Origin of the sequence: Streptomyces sp. NPDC048257 (genome assembly GCF_043201855.1) — a bacterium.
Classification (GTDB): domain Bacteria; phylum Actinomycetota; class Actinomycetes; order Streptomycetales; family Streptomycetaceae; genus Streptomyces.
In genome coordinates this window covers 122,062-138,425 of record NZ_JBICZI010000011.1, presented here as the reverse complement: position 1 = coordinate 138,425, position 16,364 = coordinate 122,062, and the positions used below count along the sequence as shown (strand labels likewise).

Below are 16,364 nucleotides of genomic sequence, written 5' to 3'. Positions count from 1 at the left end.
CGTGCGCTGCGGCCTCGACGTGTGAGCAGCCGAAAAGAGAGCTGCGACATCCGGAGTAGAGGAGTGGAACATGGGCCTCGGCGTGGGCTGGACCCTGCACGGAGACGGGCGGACTCCCGCCCCCGGCGCGGTGGTCCGGCCGGAGGAGCGGCTGTCGTGGCCGCGAACCGCCGGGCTGGGCGCCCAGCACGTCGTTGCGATGTTCGGCGCGAGCTTCGTCGCCCCGGTCCTGATGGGGCTGGACCCGAACCTGGCCATCATGATGTCCGGCGTCGCGACGGTGATCTTCCTCCTCGCGACGCGCGGCCGCGTCCCCTCGTACCTGGGCTGCTCGCTGTCCTTCGTGGGTGTCGCGGCGGCGATCCGGGCCTCGGGCGGGGACAGCGCGGTGGTCACGGGCGCGGTCTTCGTCGTCGGCGTGGCGCTGTTCCTGGCCGGTCTGGCCGTGCAGCGCTTCGGCGCGCGCATCATCCACGCGGCGATGCCGCCGGTGGTGACGGGCGCGGTGGTGATGCTGATCGGCTTCAACCTGGCGCCGGTGACGGCTTCGACGTACTGGCCGCAGGACCAGTGGACGGCGCTGCTGACGATGGCTTTCACCGGCACGGCCGTGGTCTGTTTCCGGGGCTTCTGGTCGAGGATCGCGATCTTCCTGGGGCTGCTCTTCGGGTACGGGATCTCCTGGATCTTCGACCTCGTCTTCGGGATGATCCACTCCCCGGCGGGCGGCCCGGAGGCCGTCGACCACTGGCGTCTGGACCTCTCCGGTGTCGGCAAGGCGGACTGGATCGGGCTTCCGTCCTTCCATGCGCCGGCCTTCGAGTGGTCGGCGATCCTGATCGCCCTGCCCGTGGTGATCGCGCTGATCGCGGAGAACGCGGGGCACATCAAGGCCGTGGGCGAGATGACGGGCGATCCGCTCGACGACAAGCTGGGTACGGCCATCGCGGCGGACGGCGCCGCGTCCATGCTCTCCACGGCGGTCGGCGGCCCGCCGAACACCACCTACTCCGAGAACATCGGTGTCATGGCGGCCACCCGGGTCTACTCCACGGCGGCCTACTGGGCGGCCGCGGGCTTCGCGCTGCTCTTCGGGCTGTGCCCCAAGTTCGGCGCGATCGTCGCCGCGATCCCGGGCGGGGTGCTCGGCGGCATCACCGTCATCCTCTACGGCATGATCGGCCTGCTCGGCGCCCAGATCTGGATCACCGGCCGGGTGGACCTGCGCAATCCGCTGAACCTGGTGCCGGCCGCGGCGGGCATCATCATCGGCATCGGCGGTGTGACGCTGCAGATCACCGACACATTCGAGCTGGGCGGCATCGCGCTGGGCACGATCGTGGTGATCACCGGCTACCACGCGCTGCGGTTCCTCGCGCCCGCGCACCTCAAGCAGGAGCCCCTGCTCGACGCCGGCACCTCCGCCTACGACGGCGACGGCTCCGGGGAGGCTGAGGACAAGCCCCGTTGACGGGGTTTCGCCCGAACCGGGGAAGCGTACGGCCAAGTTCCCCGGATCCGCGCCGGCGCCTGCGACTCTGCCCCCATGGAAGCGGTGCTGGCGCGGATGCGCGCCCTGGAGGAGCGGCTCCCGCCGCAGGACGGCGTCGCCGTCTTCAACCGGGTCTACCTGACGGTGACGGAGACCCTGCACCGGCGGATCGAGCACGGGGCGTTCCCGGCGCCCCGCCGGGCGCAGACCCTCAGCGTGCGGTTCGCGGAGCGGTACCTGACGGCGGTGGAGGCGGACCGGGCCCCGGCCTGCTGGCGGCCGCTGCTGCAGTACCGCCGCCACCCCGGTGTCCGTCCTCTCCAGCACGCGCTGGCCGGGATCAACGCGCACATCGGCCATGACCTGGCGGTCGCGGTGGTGTCCACCTGCCGGGCCCTGGAATGCGAACCGGCCGCCCTCGAGGCCGACTTCGACCGGGTCGGCGACACCCTGGTCGCCCTGGAGGAGCACATTCGGGAGGACCTGATGCCGGGTCCCGACCTCCTGGAGATCGCCGACCCGCTGACCCACCTGATCGGCTCGTGGAGCCTGGAACGCGCCCGCACCGGCGCCTGGGCGGCGGCCCGCCTGCTGTGGACCCTGCGCCGCTCCCCCGACCTGGCGGAGGAGTTCCGCGCGTCCCTCGACTCGGGCGTCGGCCTGGTGGGCCGCTGCCTGCTGACCCCGCGGGGCTGACACCCCCAGGGGTGTCTTTCCGGTCGGGCCGGGCATGGAAAACGGGCCGTCCCCGCGCTGCCCGCGCGGGGACGGCCCGTGGCCGTGGGGCCCGGAGGGTCAGTCCTCGGGGAGTTCGACCGGGGCGATGTCGTCGTAGCGGTCGCCCGGGCCCGGGTTGGTGGCGTCCGTGGAGCCGCCCAGGTGGTGCATGACGCCCCAGACGGCGTTGAGGGCGGTCTGGACCGCGCCCTCGGCCCAGCCGGCCGTCCAGGAGATGTCGTCGCCCGCGAGGAAGATGCCGCGCTTGTCCTCGGGGAGGCGGTCCTGCATGAAGTGGGTGAACAGGCGGCGCTGGTAGCGGTAGTGGCCCGGGAGGTTGGCCTTGAACGCGCCCATGAAGTAGGGCTCGTTCTCCCAGGACACGGTGACCGGGTTGCCGATGACGTGGCGGCGGATGTCGACCTTGGGGTAGATCTCGCCGAGGGACTTCAGCATGACCTCCATCCGCTCGTTCGCGGACAGCGGCAGCCACTTGAGGCTGTCGTCGCACCAGGTGTACGAGAGGCAGATGACGGCGGGCTTGTCCGGACCGTTGTCCAGCAGGTAGGTGCCGCGGGTCATCCGGTCGGTCAGCGTCATCGACATGACGTCGCGGCCGGTCTCCTCGTCCTTGTCGAGCCAGAACGGCCGGTCGACGGGGACGAACAGCTTGGACGACTCCATGTAGTGGGTGCGCTCGATCGCCGTCCAGTGGTCGATCGGGAAGAGCGTGTCGTCGCACTCGATCTGCGACAGCAGCATCCAGGACTGGGCCGTGAAGATCGCGGCCCGGTACGTACGGATGTCGCCGGAGGAGTCGGTGACCGTGATGCGGTTGCCGGCCGTGCGGTGCAGGCGGGTGACCGCCGGGCGCGGGGTGCCGTCGTGCAGGGAGGACAGGGAGGTGCCCTGGGCCCAGTGCACGATCTTCTCCGGCTCGCGCTCCCACAGGCGCAGCGGCAGCTGCTGCGAGCCGCCCACGATGCCACGGTGGTGGTCGTCGGCCTCGGTGTAGACGACGCGCAGGATCTCCAGGATGGAGTTCGGGAAGTCGGTGTCCCAGCCGCCCGTGCCGAAGCCGACCTGGCCGAAGATCTCGCGCTTGCGGAAGGACTTGAAGGCCTCGGACTTGCAGAGGAACCCGTAGAAGGTCTCGTCGTCGAGCTTCTCGACGAGCTTCGCCCAGATCTCGCGGATGCGCGGGACGTCCCGCTCGCGCATCGCGGTGTTCATGTCGGAGAAGTCGGCGCCCTCGTCGAGGCAGGCGTTCCACGCGGCGGCGACGTCGCGGTAGACCTGCGGGAGGTCGGCGATGGTCTCGGCGTAGTGCGTCTCGCCCTTGAGGTCGACGACCGTCGAGGGGGTGGCCTCGGACAGCGGGTTCGGGAAGGGCTCCGTGACCAGACCGACGAGGTCGATGTAGTGCTGCAGGGCCGTGGAGGACGGCGGGAAGCGCATGGCGCCCATCTCCGCGGTGAGCTCCTCGGTGCCGGCACCCTCGAAGCCGACGGTGCGCAGGCGGCCGCCGATCTGGTCGGCCTCGTAGACGACGGGCTTGAGGCCCATCTTCATCAGCTCGTACGCGGAGATGATGCCGGACAGCCCGCCGCCGATGACGGCGACCTCGGTGCCGAGCTCGGTCGCCGGTATCTGGCCGAGGCCCGCCGGGTGGGCGAGGAAGTCGTCGTACGCGTACGGGAAGTCCGGACCGAACATGGTGATCGGCGGCTGTCCGTCGCTGTGCGGGACGGCGGTGGTGGGCACCGTGGACGTCATGGGGGTACGTCTCCTTGCGGCAGGGCTGGGGGAAGAGAGGGCTTAGACGAGGGAGGCGTAGAGCCCGGGTCGGCGGTCGCGCAGGTACGGGTTGTTCTCGCGCGAGGCCGACAGCAGCTCGGGATCGGCCTCGCCGAACACCAGCTCCTCGCCGCGTCCGGCCCGGGTCCGGGTGACCCCGTCGGGGCTCGCCAGGCAGCTGAGTCCGACGAACTCGAACTCGCCTTCCGGGCCGGTGCGGTTGACGTACGCGATGTACATCTGGTTCTCGAAGGCCCGTACGGGGACCAGCTGTTCGGCGACGAACTGGAACGGGTGCATCTGCGCGGTCGGCACCAGGAGGAGGTCGGTGCCGGCGAGCGCGTGCGCCCGGACGTTCTCGGGGAACTCCACGTCGTAGCAGATCATGATGCCGATGCGGAGGCCGTTGAGGTCCGCCTGGACGACGGGGTTGTCGCCGGGGGTGAAGGCGTCCTGTTCGAAGCAGCCGAAGAGGTGGGTCTTGCGGTAGTTCGCCAGCGCCGCACCGTCGGGGCCGATGAGCTGGGCGGCGTTGTAGACGACGCCGTCCGCGCTCTCCGGGTAGCCGTACAGGACGGCGATCCCGTGGCGGCGGGCGATCTCGCCGATGGCGCGGGCGCAGGCGCCGTCGGCCGGTTCGGCGAGGCCGGGGATGTCCTGGAGGTCCAGGGCGTAGCCGGTCAGGAACATCTCCGAGGTCACGAGGAGCCCGGCCCCGCCCTGTGCGGCGCGCGCCGCTGCCTCGTCGAGCGCCTTGAGGTTCTCGGCGGTGTCGCCGAGAACGCCGGAGCTCTGGAGGAGGGCGGTGCGCAGCGGGGGCATGGGCTACCTCTGTGACAGACGGGGTGGGGGTCATTAGACGGTACGTTTGCGCGTTCGATCCGGACAAGCCGTGAGCGTTGCGCTCCGCGCATCGATTCGTTGCGTGTTCCACTATCGGCGCGGCGATTCGTTGCGCGGGCGCCTCCGGACCCCTCCTTCACCCTGCACGGACCCCTGCCGGACCCCTGCCGGACCCCTGCCGGACCCTCCCCCGATCCCTCCTGCGCGTCCTGCTACGAGGCTTGCCGCGAGGCCTGCTGCGCCTCCGTGCGGAAGGCCGGGTGGGCGGCCAGGAAGCCCAGGTCGTCGATGATGTCGGGGGTGTGGTCGGAGACGACGCGGCCGCTCCAGGTGTCGACGAGGGCCGGGACGGTCAGGGCTCCGTCGAAGTGGTGGCCGGTGGCCTCGTAGGCCAGGCGCAGGGCGGTGTACTCGGCCGCGTGGAGGTCCGTACCGAGGACGGTGGCGGTGATCGAGTGCGCCAGGCCCAGCTCGTCGAGGGCGGCGGTCACCCGCAGGGACCGGGGACAGCCGGCGCAGAGGTAGAGGTGGTAGCGGTGCGGGACGGGTGAGAAGCCGGTTCCGATGCGGCCGCGCGGGGCGGGGGCCGGGCCGGTGCGGGGCAGGACGGTGCGGGGCAGGACGGTGTGCGACATGACTCTCCTGGGGTGGAGGACAACACGGTGGGCCCCGGGCGGCGCGGTGCGCACGCCCGGTCCGGGTCACTCGTCTGTGAGAGGGGTCAGCCGCGCGGGCCGAATGCGCTGCACACCCGCAGGAGGTCGATGTGCAGGCGCCGGGTGAGCCACCAGCGCCGGAGGGTCTGGGCCTGCGTGTCCGTGTCCGCCGTCCTGGCCGTGTCCACCGCACCCACCCCCGATCCTCTCCTCGTCCGCCGCGCCCGCAGCTGGTTAGGCTTCCGGCGGCGGGCACGGTCCGTCGTGGCCGTCCCCCGCAGTCTCGTGGCGGCGCCCGGGGCCGTCAAGAAGGCGGTCGCGACCGGGCACCGTCGCCTCGTGGAAGGAGTCCCGCACCCATGTCCCCCGAGACCGGCACGCTGTCCGGCAGTGAAGTACTCGACAATCCGGTCTGGGCCGCGCTGACCGGGCCGCACGGCGGTTTCGCCGAGTTCGGGCCCGCGGGTCTGGCGGCCCGCTACGCCGTGGACGCGGCCCCCTTCTCGGCGCTCGCCGATGCCGAGGACCCGCGGGCGTGGGCGGATCTGGCCGCGCTGGCCGGGCCGGGGCAGGAGGTCTGGCTGACGGGGCTGCCGACGCCGCCGCCGGGGTGGCGGACGCTGGTGAAGCTTGCGGGTGTGCAGCTGGACGGCCGGGCGGTACGGGCCGAGGCCGCGCCGGAGGCGGTCGCGCTGGGCCGCGACGACGTGGCCCAGATGCTGGAGCTGGTGGGGCTGACCCGTCCGGGCCCGTTCCTGGACCGGACCGTCGAGCTGGGCACGTACCTCGGGATCCGCCACGGGGGCCGGCTGGTCGCGATGGCCGGGGAGCGGATGCGGCCGGCGGGCTGGTCGGAGATCAGCGCCGTGTGCACGCACCCGGACCACCGGGGCCGGGGCCTGGCCGGCCGGCTGGTCCGTGCGGTCGCGGCGGCGGCCCGCGAGCGCGGGGACAGCCCGTTCCTGCACGCGGCGGCCTCCAACACCGGGGCCGTGCGGCTCTACGGGTCGATGGGCTTCACCCTCCGCCGCAGCCCCCTCTTCCTGGGCCTGCGCACCCCCGGGCGCCGTGACCGCCGGGCGGGAACGCGGCGGGACACCCCCTCGGGGCGTCTTGTCGGTCGGGCCGGATCAGGCACCGCGAGCCCGGCCTGACCGGCAGGGCACCCCCTAGGCAAGCACTCCTTAGGCAGGCGCGCCGGAGGTGAAGCGGCGGAGCAGCGGGGAGAGGACGAGCACCGACTTGGTGCGTTCCACGAAGGGCTCGCCCGCGATGCGCTCCAGGACCCGCTCGAAGTGGCGCATGTCGGAGGCGAAGATCTGGACGAGGGCGTCCGCGTCGCCCGTGACGGTCGACGCGGCCACCACCTCGGGGTACCGCTCCAACCCTCGCCGGATGTCGTCCGGCGAGGTGTTGTGGCGGCAGTAGATCTCGATGAAGCCCTCGGTCTCCCAGCCCATGGCGGCCGGGTCCACCCGGACGGTGAAGCCGGTGATGGCGCCTTCGGCGCGCAGCCGGTCCACGCGCCGCTTCACGGCGGGGGCGGAGAGGCCGACCTCGGAGCCGATGTCCGCGTAGGAACGGCGGGCATCCTCGGCGAGGGCGTGCACGATGCGTTCGTCGAGATCGTTCAGTCGCACTGCGGGTGGATCACTTCTCTGCTGTGGCCAGTCGGGAGCGGCGGATGCCGTACAGGAAGTAGAACACGAGGCCAGCGGCCATCCAGCCACCGAAAACGATCCACGTGGCGGTATCGAGGCTGAACATCATGTAGCCGCAGGCGATCACGCCGAGGATCGGGGTGATCGGGAAGAGCGCCACCTTGAAGGTGCGCGGCATGTCCGGGCGGGTCCTGCGCAGGATGATGACGGCGACGTTGACCAGGCCGAAGGCGAAGAGGGTGCCGATGCTGGTGGCGTCGGCCAGCTTGCCGAGCGGGATGAAGGCGGCGAGGGCTCCGCAGAAGAGGGAGACGATCACCACATTGGCGCGGGGGGCGCCGGTCTTCGGGTTGACCTTGGCGAAGACCTTGGGGACGAGGCCGTCGCGGGACATGGCGAAGAGGATGCGGGTCTGGCCGTAGAGCACGGCGAAGACGACGGAGGCGATGGCGACGACGGCACCGGCGGCGAGAACGACGCCCCAGAAGGTGTGGCCGGAGACGTCGGTCATGATCTGCGCGAGCGCGGCCTCGGTGCCCTCGAAGTCCTGCCACGGCATGGCGCCGACGGCGACGAAGGCGACGAGGACGTACAGCACGGTGACGATCAGCAGCGAGAGCATGATCGCGCGGGGCAGGTCGCGCTTGGGGTTCTTGGCCTCTTCACCGGCGGTGGAGGCGGCGTCGAAGCCGATGTACGAGAAGAAGAGCGTGGAGGCGGCGGCGCTGATGCCGGTGACGCCGAGCGGGGCGAGCGGGGCGTAATTGCCGGCCTTGATGCCCATGAAGCCGATGCCGATGAAGAGCAGCAGGGTGACGATCTTCACGCCGACCATGATCGAGTTGACCCGGGCGCTCTCCTTGGCGCCGCGCATCAGGAAGACCATCGCGAGCAGGACCACGACCAGTGCGGGCAGGTTGATGAAGCCGCCGTCGCCGAGGGGTGCGGAGACCCCTTCGGGGATGGTGACGCCTATCGTCCCGTCGAGCAGTTCGTTGAGGTACTCGCCCCAGCCGACGGCGACCGCCGCCACGGACACGCCGTACTCGAGGACCAGGCACCAGCCGCAGATCCAGGCGACGAGCTCGCCCATGGTGGCGTAGGAGTACGAGTACGAGGACCCGGAGACCGGGACCGAGCCGGCCAGCTCCGCGTAGGAGAGCGCCGAGAACAGGGCGGTCAGGCCCGCGATGACGAAGGAGATCGTCACGGCGGGGCCGGCCTTGGGGGCCGCGGTGCCGAGGACGACGAAGATTCCGGTGCCCAGGGTGGCGCCGATGCTGATCATCGTCAGCTGCCACATGGTGAGCGAGCGGCGCAGCGAGCCGCCCTCGCCCTGGCCGCCCTCGGCGACGAGCTGCTCGACGGGCTTGCGGCGCATCAGCGGGTGGACGGGCCTACTGGGCTCGGACGTGAGCGGTGGCGCCTGGCCGGTTTCGAGCACGGATGACTCCTTTGACACTGCGGGTGGGGATAAGGCATCGACCGCAGCGGTCCGGAGCAGACAGGCGGGCAGGAGCCAGCCTGGGCATGGGGGACCGCCGAGCAGGCGGTCCGCGCCACTCCACGTACAGCGAGTGAGCCTACGAGCTGAGTGATACCGCCCGTAATGCACCATCCTTGCACATTGGCGCACGATCGTTGCGCGGATCCGTCACTGACAGTCCTTTGTTGCGCAGAGACGATCGATCACTGCGCAGGCCCCTCCGAACGCGTTTCTTGACACTTCGTCAGATCTGCCGCAGCGTGCCGCCATGGACCTGGACGTGCTCTACGAGATCGACGTGCCGAGGCCCTGGCCCGGGGCCCATCCGCACGGCCAGCGCACCGCCGAGCAGCGGGCCTACCGGGAGGCCGTCGAGCAGATCCGGCTCGCCGACCGGATGGGATTCCGTACGGTCTGGGCGGTCGAGCACCACTTCCGCGAGGGCCGCTCGCACTGCCCGGCCCCCGAGGTGCTCCTCGGGCACCTCGCCGCCCTGACCGAGCGGATCCGGCTCGGCTTCGGCGTGACCCTGACCCCCTTCGGCTTCACCCCGCCGCAGCGCATCGCGGAGAAGGTCGCCACCGTGGACGTGCTGTCCGGGGGCCGGGTGGAGTGGGGCACCGGGCGCTCCACGCCCATGGAGCAGGCGGCCTTCGGGGTGGACCGGGAGCGGTCCCGGGAGGACTGGCGCGAGGCCATCGGGATCGTGACCGGCATGTGGCGCGAGGAGTACTTCGAGTACGCCTCCGAGCGGTTCCGCTTCCCGCGCCGGATGGTCACCCCCAAGCCCGTGCAGGACCCGCATCCGCCCGCCTGGATGGCGGCCACCTCCCCCGGCTCCGCGGAGGTGGCGGGGGCCGCCGGGCTCGGGCTGCTCTCGTTCTCGATCATGCAGCCGCTGGAGGCGATGGCCCGGCAGGTGGCGGCGTACCGGGCGGCCGCCCGCGACCCGCGCCCGCTCACCGGTGTGACGACCGACCGGGTCAGCGCCTACACGCTCGTCCACGCCACCGAGCCGGGCGCGCGGCCGGGCGCCCGGGTGTGGGACTCGGTGGCCTGGTGGTACTCGAACCTGGCGCGGTTCACGCTGGAGTGGGAACTCCCGCACCTGGCGACCGAGGAGCGCGAGCGGGCCTTCCCCCTGCTCACCCCGATCCTCGAAGGGGACGTCCCCGTACGGGAGTTCAGCGAGGGGGACATGATCCTGATCGGGGACGCCGAGACGATCGTCACGAAGGCCAAGCGGTACGCGGACCTCGGCGTGGACCAGTTGATCTGCTACGTGCAGTGGGGGTACCTGGAGCACCGGGAGATCCTGCGGACGATCGAGATCCTCGGCAAGGAAGTCATTCCGGAGCTGGCCCGGTACGTGCCCCGGGACGAGCCCCGGGCGGCCCGCGGGTGAGCGCCGAACCGCTCGACACCTCGCCCGTGCCGGACTACGCGGCCCTGCACCGTCTCGACGGCCGGCGCCTGGTCCTGCTCGGCGCCGGCAACGGCATCGGGCGCCAGAGCGCCCACGCACTGGCCGCGGGCGGCGCCCGCGTGCTGTGCGTGGACGTCGACGGGGACCGGGCCGCGGCCGTCGCCGCCGAGACCGGGGGCGTCCCGTACCGCTGCGACGTGACCGGCCGAGCGGCCGTACGCGAGCTGTTCGCGGAGGCGCCGGGGCTGCTCGGCGGCCCGCTGGGCGGGGTGGTCGACGTCGTCGGCATGGCCCGGTACGCGGGGCTGCCCGAGCTGGACGACGCCGGCTGGGACTGGCACTTCGACGTCGTCCTGCGGCACGCCTGGCTCGCCGTCCAGTACGGCGGGGAGGCCGTCGCCGCGGCCGGGGGCGGCCCGCTGGTCTTCGTGGCCTCCGTCTCCGGGCTGACCGCCGCCCCGCTGCACGCCGCGTACGGGGCGGCCAAGGCCGCCCTGATGGCATTGGTGCGCTCCGCGGCGGTGGAAATGGGCCCGCGCGGGGTACGGGTGAACGCGGTGGCACCGGGGGTGGTGTGGACCCCGCGGGTCGCCGCGCTGCTGGGTACCGAGGGGCGGCGGCGCAACGCGGAGAACGCCCCGCTGGGCCGGGTCGCCGAGACCGCGGACATCGCGGCCGCCCTGTATTTCCTCGCCTCGCCGCTGTCCTCGTACGTGACGGGGCAGACGCTCGTGGTGGATGGCGGGGTCGGCGTGAAGTTCCCGTACCCGACGATCGGAGGCGACCAGTGATACCACCAGGACCGGCGGGGCTCGGAGGACCGGCGGGGTTCGAAGGACCGGCGGGGTTCGAAGGACCGGCGGGGTTCGAAGGACCGGGACGACCGGCGGGACCGCTGCGACTGGCGGGGCCGGCGGGCGGCCCCGACGCGCCCTCGTCGTGGCAGGACGCGCTGCCCTTCCTGCGCGGGGTCGCCTGGCTGGACAAGGGCCGGCCGGTACGGGCCGACCCGGGTGACACCATGCGGCTGCCCTGGGACACCGGCGAGCGCGCCACCCTGCCCATCGGGGTCCGGCTGGAGTTCACCACCGAGACCGCGCGGGCGGTGGAGGTCCGCTACCGGGCGACCGTGCCCGGCCCCACCGACGCCCTGCGCGACCTCGCGCACGGCTTCGCACTGTGGGACCGGCACGGGGTGGTCGGCGAGGTGTTCACCGAACCGGCCACGGAGGCCGTGGTACGCATCGAACTGGGCGGTGGGAGCGGCCCGTTCACCATCCACCCGCCCGAGACCCAGTCCCCGCTGATCCTCGGTCTGCGCGGGATCGGCGGGCCGCTCACCCCGGCGCCGCCCGCCCCTCGCTGGGTGGTGCACGGCGACTCCATCACCGAGGGCTGGTGGTCCACCCGCCCCGCGCACGGCTGGCCCGCCGTCACCGGCCGGGCGCTGGGCTGGGACACCGTCAACCTCGGCTACGCGGGGGCCGCCCGCGGTGAACTGGCCACCGCCGAACAGCTCGCGGGCCTGCCCGCCGACGTCCTCACCCTCGCTTTCGGCACCAACTGCTGGTCCCGGGTGCCCTTCTCGGCCCCCCTCATCTACGAGACCACGCGCGCCTTCCTCGAACTGGTCCGGCAGGGGCACCCGCGGACCCCGCTCCTGCTGGTCTCCCCCGTCCTGCGGCCCGACGCCGAGCGCACTCCGAACAAGCTCGGCGCCACCCTCGGCGCCCTGCGGGACGCGATGGAGCGCGCCACCCGGGACCGGATCGCCGCCGGGGACGACCGGCTGGCCGTGCTCCCGGGCCGGGACCTGCTCGGTCCGGAGCACCTCGCGGACGGGCTGCACCCCAACGACAGCGGACACCAGGTGCTCGGCCTCGCTGTGGCCACGGCTCTGCGGCGCGCCGGGTTCGGCGCGGGGTGAGTGAAACAGCCCACACCGGCCGGGTTGAACAGATCTCGCCCACCGCGGCGTGTCCTGGGCAGAGTTGACGCCACCACGGTGGCGGACACGAAGGACACCACACGTGGGAGAGATCAAGATGGGCATCAAGCGCGGAACCACCCTGGCCGCGGCCGCGATCGTCGTCGTCCTCGCGGCGACGGCCTGCGGCCCGACGGACGACAAGGCCGCAGACACGACCAAGCCGGTGGGTGCCGCCGCTGCTGCCCCGGACTACGGGCAGGCCCCGGCCGCCGCCGCCGACGGCGCCGCGGGCGCCAAGCCGGCCGGGCAGCTGGCCGCCGCCCCCAACGACCAACTCGGCCAGGTCCTCACCGACAGCGCCGGCCTCACCCTCTACCGCTTCGACAAGGACACGGCCAAGCCGCCGAAGTCGAACTGCGACGGGGACTGCGAGAAGACCTGGCCGGTGGTCGCCGCGGGCGACGCCACCGCCGCAGCCGGCATGGACCCGGCGCTGCTGGGCGAGGTGGTGCGCACCGACGGCAGCAAGCAGCTGACGGTGGCCGGCTGGCCCGCGTACCGCTACAGCAAGGACGCCAAGGCGGGCGACGTCAACGGCCAGGGCGTCGGCGGGGTGTGGTTCGCGCTCGCGCCGGACGGCAAGAAGGCCGCGAAGGCGGCGGCCCCGGCCCCGGCCGAGGGCGGCGCCGCCGAGGCCGACGGGAAGCTGTCGGTGGCCAAGGACCCCAAGCTGGGCGACCACATCGTCGACGGCAAGGGCATGACCGTCTACCGGTTCAAGCCGGACACCCAGTGGCCGATGACCTCCAAGTGCGTGGGCGACTGCCTGGCCAAGTGGCCGGTCGTCGCGCCGGTGGAGAAGGCCAAGGACAAGGGGATCGTCGAGAAGAACTACACGGTGCTCAACCGCCCGGACGGCCAGAAGCAGCAGAGCGTCGACTGCTGGCCCGTCTACACCTTCACCGGTGACAAGAAGCCCGGCGACGTCAACGGCCAGGGCGTGGGCGGCACGTGGTACGCCGTGTCCCCCGAGGGCAAGCTCATCACCGTCCAGTAATCCCCGCCCCTCCCTCCCCCCACCCCCATGCGCGCGGCCCCCGCCCACATCCCCCCTGGGCGGGGGCCGCGCCCCTTTTCGCCGTTCCGCCCCGGCGAAGTCCTCTCTAGACTCGGCCGCATGCTGCGCGTACTGGCCGTCGACGACGAGAAGCCGCTCCTGGAGGAACTCCTCTACCTACTGCGCTCGGACCCCCGGGTGCGCAGCGCGGAGGGTGCCTCGGACGCCACCGAGGCCCTGCGCCGGGTCACCCGGGCCCTGGAGTCCGGCCCGGACGGGGCCGACGGCATCGACGTGGTCTTCCTGGACATCCACATGGCCGGGCTGACCGGGCTGGACATCGCCCGGCTGCTGGCCGGGTTCGCGCGGCCGCCGCTGATCGTGTTCGTCACCGCCCACGAGGGGTTCGCCGTACAGGCCTTCGACCTCAAGGCCGTGGACTACGTACTGAAGCCCGTGCGGCCGGAGCGGCTGGCCGAGGCCGTCCGGCGGGCCAGCGAGCAGCTGGGCCGGTCCGAGGAGGGCGCGGTGGCGCCGGTGGCCGGCGAGGGCGCGGGCCCGATGGCGGGGGCGCGTCGCCGCCCGGTCGCCGAGGTCACGGTCGCCGACCGCGCCCCGGAGCAGATCGCCGTCGAACTGGGCGGGGTCACCCGCTTCGTGGCGATCGCGGACATCTCCTACGTCGAGGCGCAGGGCGACTACGCCCGCCTGCACACCGACGAGGGCAGCCATCTGGTCCGGATCCCGGTGTCCACGCTGGAGGAGCGGTGGGCGGCGCGCGGGTTCGTCCGGATCCACCGCCGTCATCTGGTGGCGCTGGCCCGGATCGACGAGCTGCGGCTGGAGGCCGGGTCCACGAGCGTCCGGGTGGGTTCGGCGGAGCTCCAGGTGAGCCGCCGGCACGCGCGGGAGCTGCGGGACCTTCTGATGCGGCAGGCGACGGGCTGAGCGCGAGCCCCCTGGGCGCGCCGGCCCGCTCGTGCCCGACCGTCCGGCGCGCGGGGACGCCGTTCGTCGCGCCGGGAGGGGCGTACGGCGATCCGGCCGAGCCGTCGGCCGCACCGTCGCTCCGTTCGGCCCTCCGGGGCCCTCGCCCGTGCGTATCGTGGATCTTCCGGCGCGGGAGGAGTGCGATGTCCGAGATCCAGGCGCTGGTCGAGACCCTGAGCGGACTGCCCCGCGCCCGGCCCGCGGGGCCGGCCGAGGCCGAGGTGCTGCTGGCCCGGCTGCGCAGTGCGGCCGCCCGCTGGGCCGACGTCCTGTACGAGGCCCGCGAGGGGGTCCGCGATCAGGTGCCGCCGCGCGCGGAGGCGGCCCTGACGCTGGCGTTCCGGCGTGCGGAGGAGTCGTACGTGGAGCTGGAGATCGCCCTGCGCGACTGCGCGGAGCACCGCGACCCGGCCGTCTGACTCCCGCCGGACGCTCCGGCTGCGCTGGAGCCGGTGCGGGTCCTGGGCGGGTCCGGGTGGGTCCTTGGCGGGTCCGGGGTGGGTCCGAATCGAGCCTGTCGCCCGGTCAGGGGGCGTGCGTAGACTCCGGAGACCCTCCCCAGCCGAAGGACGACCGGTGAACCAGACGTACGCGCTGACCGCGGTCGCCGTCGTCGTCCTGGTCACGATCCTGGTCGGCGCGCTGGGCCTGCGGATGTCCCGTACCACCTCCGACTTCTACGTCGCCTCGCGCACGGTGGGGCCCCGCCTGAACGCGGCGGCCATCAGCGGGGAGTACCTGTCGGCGGCGTCGTTCCTCGGGGTGGCGGGGCTGGTCTTGCTCCAGGGGCCCGAAATGCTCTGGTACCCGGTGGGCTACACCGCCGGGTACGTGGTGCTGCTCGTGCTGGTGGCGGCCCCGCTGCGCCGCTCCGGCGCGTACACGTTGCCCGACTTCGCCGAGGCGCGGCTGGAGTCGCTGGTGGTGCGCCGGATCGCGGTGCTGTTCGTGGTCGGGGTGGGCTGGCTGTACCTGCTGCCGCAGTTGCAGGGGGCCGGGCTGACCCTGGAGATCCTGACGGGGGCCCCGCACTGGGTCGGCGGGCTGGTCGTCGCGTTCGTGGTGACGGTGGCGGTGGCGGCCGGCGGGATGCGGTCCGTCACCTTCGTCCAGGCCTTCCAGTACTGGCTGAAGCTCACGGCCCTGCTGGTGCCGGCCTTCTTCCTGCTCGCGGCCTGGGCCGGGGACGGCGCGCCCCGGGCCTCCTTCGACGCCCCGGCCGTCTTCCGGGAGCACACCTCGGTGACGGTCGCGGAGGACGTGCGGCTGTCCGTGGCGGACCCGTTGACGGTGACGGTGACCGGACAGGTGGACGGGCGGGGCTATGTGGCGGCGCCGCTGACCCTGGCCGCCGGCGAGCATGCCGTACGGGCCCACGCGCGGCTGGAGTTCGCCCCGGACACGCCCGTTCCGGACACCCGGGCGCAGGCGCGGCCGGGGGTGTCGACCTGGTCGGTGCCGATGTCCGGCGGGCTGCGCGAGTACCGGCTGTACGCCACGTACGGGCTGATCCTGGCCACTTTCCTGGGCACGATGGGCCTGCCGCACGTCGCGGTGCGGTTCTACACCAGCCCCGACGGGCGGACCGCGCGGCGCACCACACTGGTCGTGCTCGCGCTGGTCGGCGCCTTCTACCTGCTGCCGCCGGTGTACGGGGCGCTGGGCCGGATCTACGCTCCCGAGCTCGCCCTCACCGGTGACGCGGACGCGGCGGTGCTGGTGCTGCCCGAGCGGATGCTCGGCGGGCTGCTCGGGGAGCTGCTGGGTGCGCTGCTGGCCGGGGGTGCCTTCGCGGCGTTCCTGTCGACGGCTTCGGGGCTGACCATGGCGGTGGCGGGGGTGCTGCACCAGGACGTGCTGCCGGCGCGCGGGGTGCGCAGTTTCCGCTCGGCGGCGGTCGTGGCGATCGCGGTGCCGCTGGCCGGGAGCGTGGCGGCGACGCAGGTGCCGGTGGCGGACGCGGTGGGCCTGGCCTTCGCCGTGTCGGCGTCCTCGTTCTGCCCGCTGCTGGTGCTGGGCATCTGGTGGCGCGGGCTGACCCCGCCGGGTGCGGTGGCCGGGCTGGTCACCGGTGGCGGGGCGGCGCTGGGTGCGGTGCTGGCGACGCGGGCGGATCTGGCCCCGCCGGGCTGGACGCACACGTTGCTGGCGTGGCCGGCGGCGTGGTCGGTGCCCCTCGGGTTCCTGACGATGGTCGTGGTGTCGCTGGCGACGCGGTCGAGGATCCCGGCCGGGACGGCGGCGACGCTGGCCCGGCTGCACCTGCCGGAGATAGTGGCCGGGGACCGGGCGGGACCGCGGTGAGCGGG

Annotated in this window: 16 protein-coding genes; 10 read left to right on the top strand and 6 right to left on the bottom strand. The window is 72.9% G+C overall.

Going from position 1 to position 16,364, the window contains the following annotated elements; all coding sequences use genetic code 11:
* The first annotated feature begins 70 nt into the window (after positions 1-70).
* Positions 71-1,471 (top strand): uracil-xanthine permease family protein, encoded by a 1,401-nt coding sequence (locus tag ACGFZK_RS22365; RefSeq protein WP_393850626.1) that lies wholly within the window; start codon positions 71-73, stop codon positions 1,469-1,471.
* A gap of 75 nt (positions 1,472-1,546) precedes the next feature.
* Entirely contained in the window at positions 1,547-2,188 is a 642-nt protein-coding gene (locus ACGFZK_RS22360) for a DUF5995 family protein (RefSeq protein WP_393850625.1), read from the top strand.
* A gap of 99 nt (positions 2,189-2,287) precedes the next feature.
* Here ACGFZK_RS22360 and ACGFZK_RS22355 read toward each other — a convergent pair whose 3' ends face one another.
* The 4 genes from ACGFZK_RS22355 to ACGFZK_RS22340 all read right to left on the bottom strand — a co-directional run bounded on the left by ACGFZK_RS22355 (position 2,288) and on the right by ACGFZK_RS22340 (position 5,702).
* Positions 2,288-3,985: a flavin monoamine oxidase family protein gene (locus ACGFZK_RS22355; RefSeq protein WP_393850624.1), complete on the bottom strand. Its 1,698-nt coding sequence runs from the start codon at positions 3,983-3,985 to the stop codon at positions 2,288-2,290.
* 42 nt (positions 3,986-4,027) lie between these two features.
* The gene (locus ACGFZK_RS22350) at positions 4,028-4,828 is read right to left on the bottom strand and encodes a carbon-nitrogen hydrolase family protein (RefSeq protein WP_393850623.1); all 801 of its coding nucleotides are present in this window, start codon (positions 4,826-4,828) and stop codon (positions 4,028-4,030) included.
* 233 nt (positions 4,829-5,061) lie between these two features.
* Positions 5,062-5,484 carry a hypothetical protein gene (locus ACGFZK_RS22345; protein ID WP_393850622.1) on the bottom strand — a complete coding sequence of 141 codons (423 nt, stop codon included), beginning with the start codon at positions 5,482-5,484 and terminating at the stop codon, positions 5,062-5,064.
* Positions 5,485-5,570: 86 nt separating this feature from the next.
* Positions 5,571-5,702 (bottom strand): cell envelope biogenesis protein OmpA, encoded by a 132-nt coding sequence (locus tag ACGFZK_RS22340; RefSeq protein WP_393850621.1) that lies wholly within the window; start codon positions 5,700-5,702, stop codon positions 5,571-5,573.
* A gap of 162 nt (positions 5,703-5,864) precedes the next feature.
* Here ACGFZK_RS22340 and ACGFZK_RS22335 point away from each other — a divergent pair, with 162 nt between their 5' ends.
* Positions 5,865-6,659 (top strand): GNAT family N-acetyltransferase, encoded by a 795-nt coding sequence (locus ACGFZK_RS22335; RefSeq protein WP_393850620.1) that lies wholly within the window; start codon positions 5,865-5,867, stop codon positions 6,657-6,659.
* Between the two features lie 30 nt (positions 6,660-6,689).
* On the opposite strand, the gene ACGFZK_RS22330 is transcribed toward ACGFZK_RS22335, so the two are convergent.
* Together ACGFZK_RS22330 and ACGFZK_RS22325 are read right to left on the bottom strand one after the other, a co-directional pair.
* A complete protein-coding gene (locus tag ACGFZK_RS22330; RefSeq protein ID WP_393850619.1) occupies positions 6,690-7,145 on the bottom strand; it encodes an Lrp/AsnC family transcriptional regulator in 456 nt (151 codons plus the stop codon).
* A gap of 10 nt (positions 7,146-7,155) precedes the next feature.
* On the bottom strand, positions 7,156-8,610 hold the full coding sequence (locus tag ACGFZK_RS22325) for an amino acid permease (protein ID WP_393850618.1): 1,455 nt from the start codon (positions 8,608-8,610) through the stop codon (positions 7,156-7,158).
* A gap of 310 nt (positions 8,611-8,920) precedes the next feature.
* On the opposite strand from ACGFZK_RS22325, the gene ACGFZK_RS22320 reads away from it, so the two are divergent.
* The 7 genes from ACGFZK_RS22320 (at position 8,921) to ACGFZK_RS22290 (ending at position 16,359) form a co-directional block, all read left to right on the top strand.
* On the top strand, positions 8,921-10,057 hold the full coding sequence (locus tag ACGFZK_RS22320) for an LLM class flavin-dependent oxidoreductase (protein WP_393850617.1): 1,137 nt from the start codon (positions 8,921-8,923) through the stop codon (positions 10,055-10,057).
* On the top strand, positions 10,054-10,869 hold the full coding sequence (locus ACGFZK_RS22315; RefSeq protein WP_393850616.1) for an SDR family NAD(P)-dependent oxidoreductase: 816 nt from the start codon (positions 10,054-10,056) through the stop codon (positions 10,867-10,869). Before ACGFZK_RS22320 ends, ACGFZK_RS22315 begins: the two co-directional genes overlap by 4 nt.
* A gap of 110 nt (positions 10,870-10,979) precedes the next feature.
* The gene (locus ACGFZK_RS22310) at positions 10,980-12,005 is read left to right on the top strand and encodes a GDSL-type esterase/lipase family protein (protein ID WP_393850686.1); all 1,026 of its coding nucleotides are present in this window, start codon (positions 10,980-10,982) and stop codon (positions 12,003-12,005) included.
* Between the two features lie 118 nt (positions 12,006-12,123).
* Positions 12,124-13,065, top strand: a complete 942-nt coding sequence (locus ACGFZK_RS22305; protein WP_393850685.1) for an SCO0930 family lipoprotein — start codon at positions 12,124-12,126, stop codon at positions 13,063-13,065.
* Between the two features lie 120 nt (positions 13,066-13,185).
* Entirely contained in the window at positions 13,186-14,013 is an 828-nt protein-coding gene (locus tag ACGFZK_RS22300) for a LytR/AlgR family response regulator transcription factor (protein ID WP_393850615.1), read from the top strand.
* Between the two features lie 185 nt (positions 14,014-14,198).
* Positions 14,199-14,474: a hypothetical protein gene (locus ACGFZK_RS22295; protein ID WP_393850614.1), complete on the top strand. Its 276-nt coding sequence runs from the start codon at positions 14,199-14,201 to the stop codon at positions 14,472-14,474.
* Between the two features lie 157 nt (positions 14,475-14,631).
* Positions 14,632-16,359 (top strand): cation acetate symporter, encoded by a 1,728-nt coding sequence (locus tag ACGFZK_RS22290; protein ID WP_393850613.1) that lies wholly within the window; start codon positions 14,632-14,634, stop codon positions 16,357-16,359.
* The last annotated feature ends 5 nt before the right edge of the window (positions 16,360-16,364 follow it).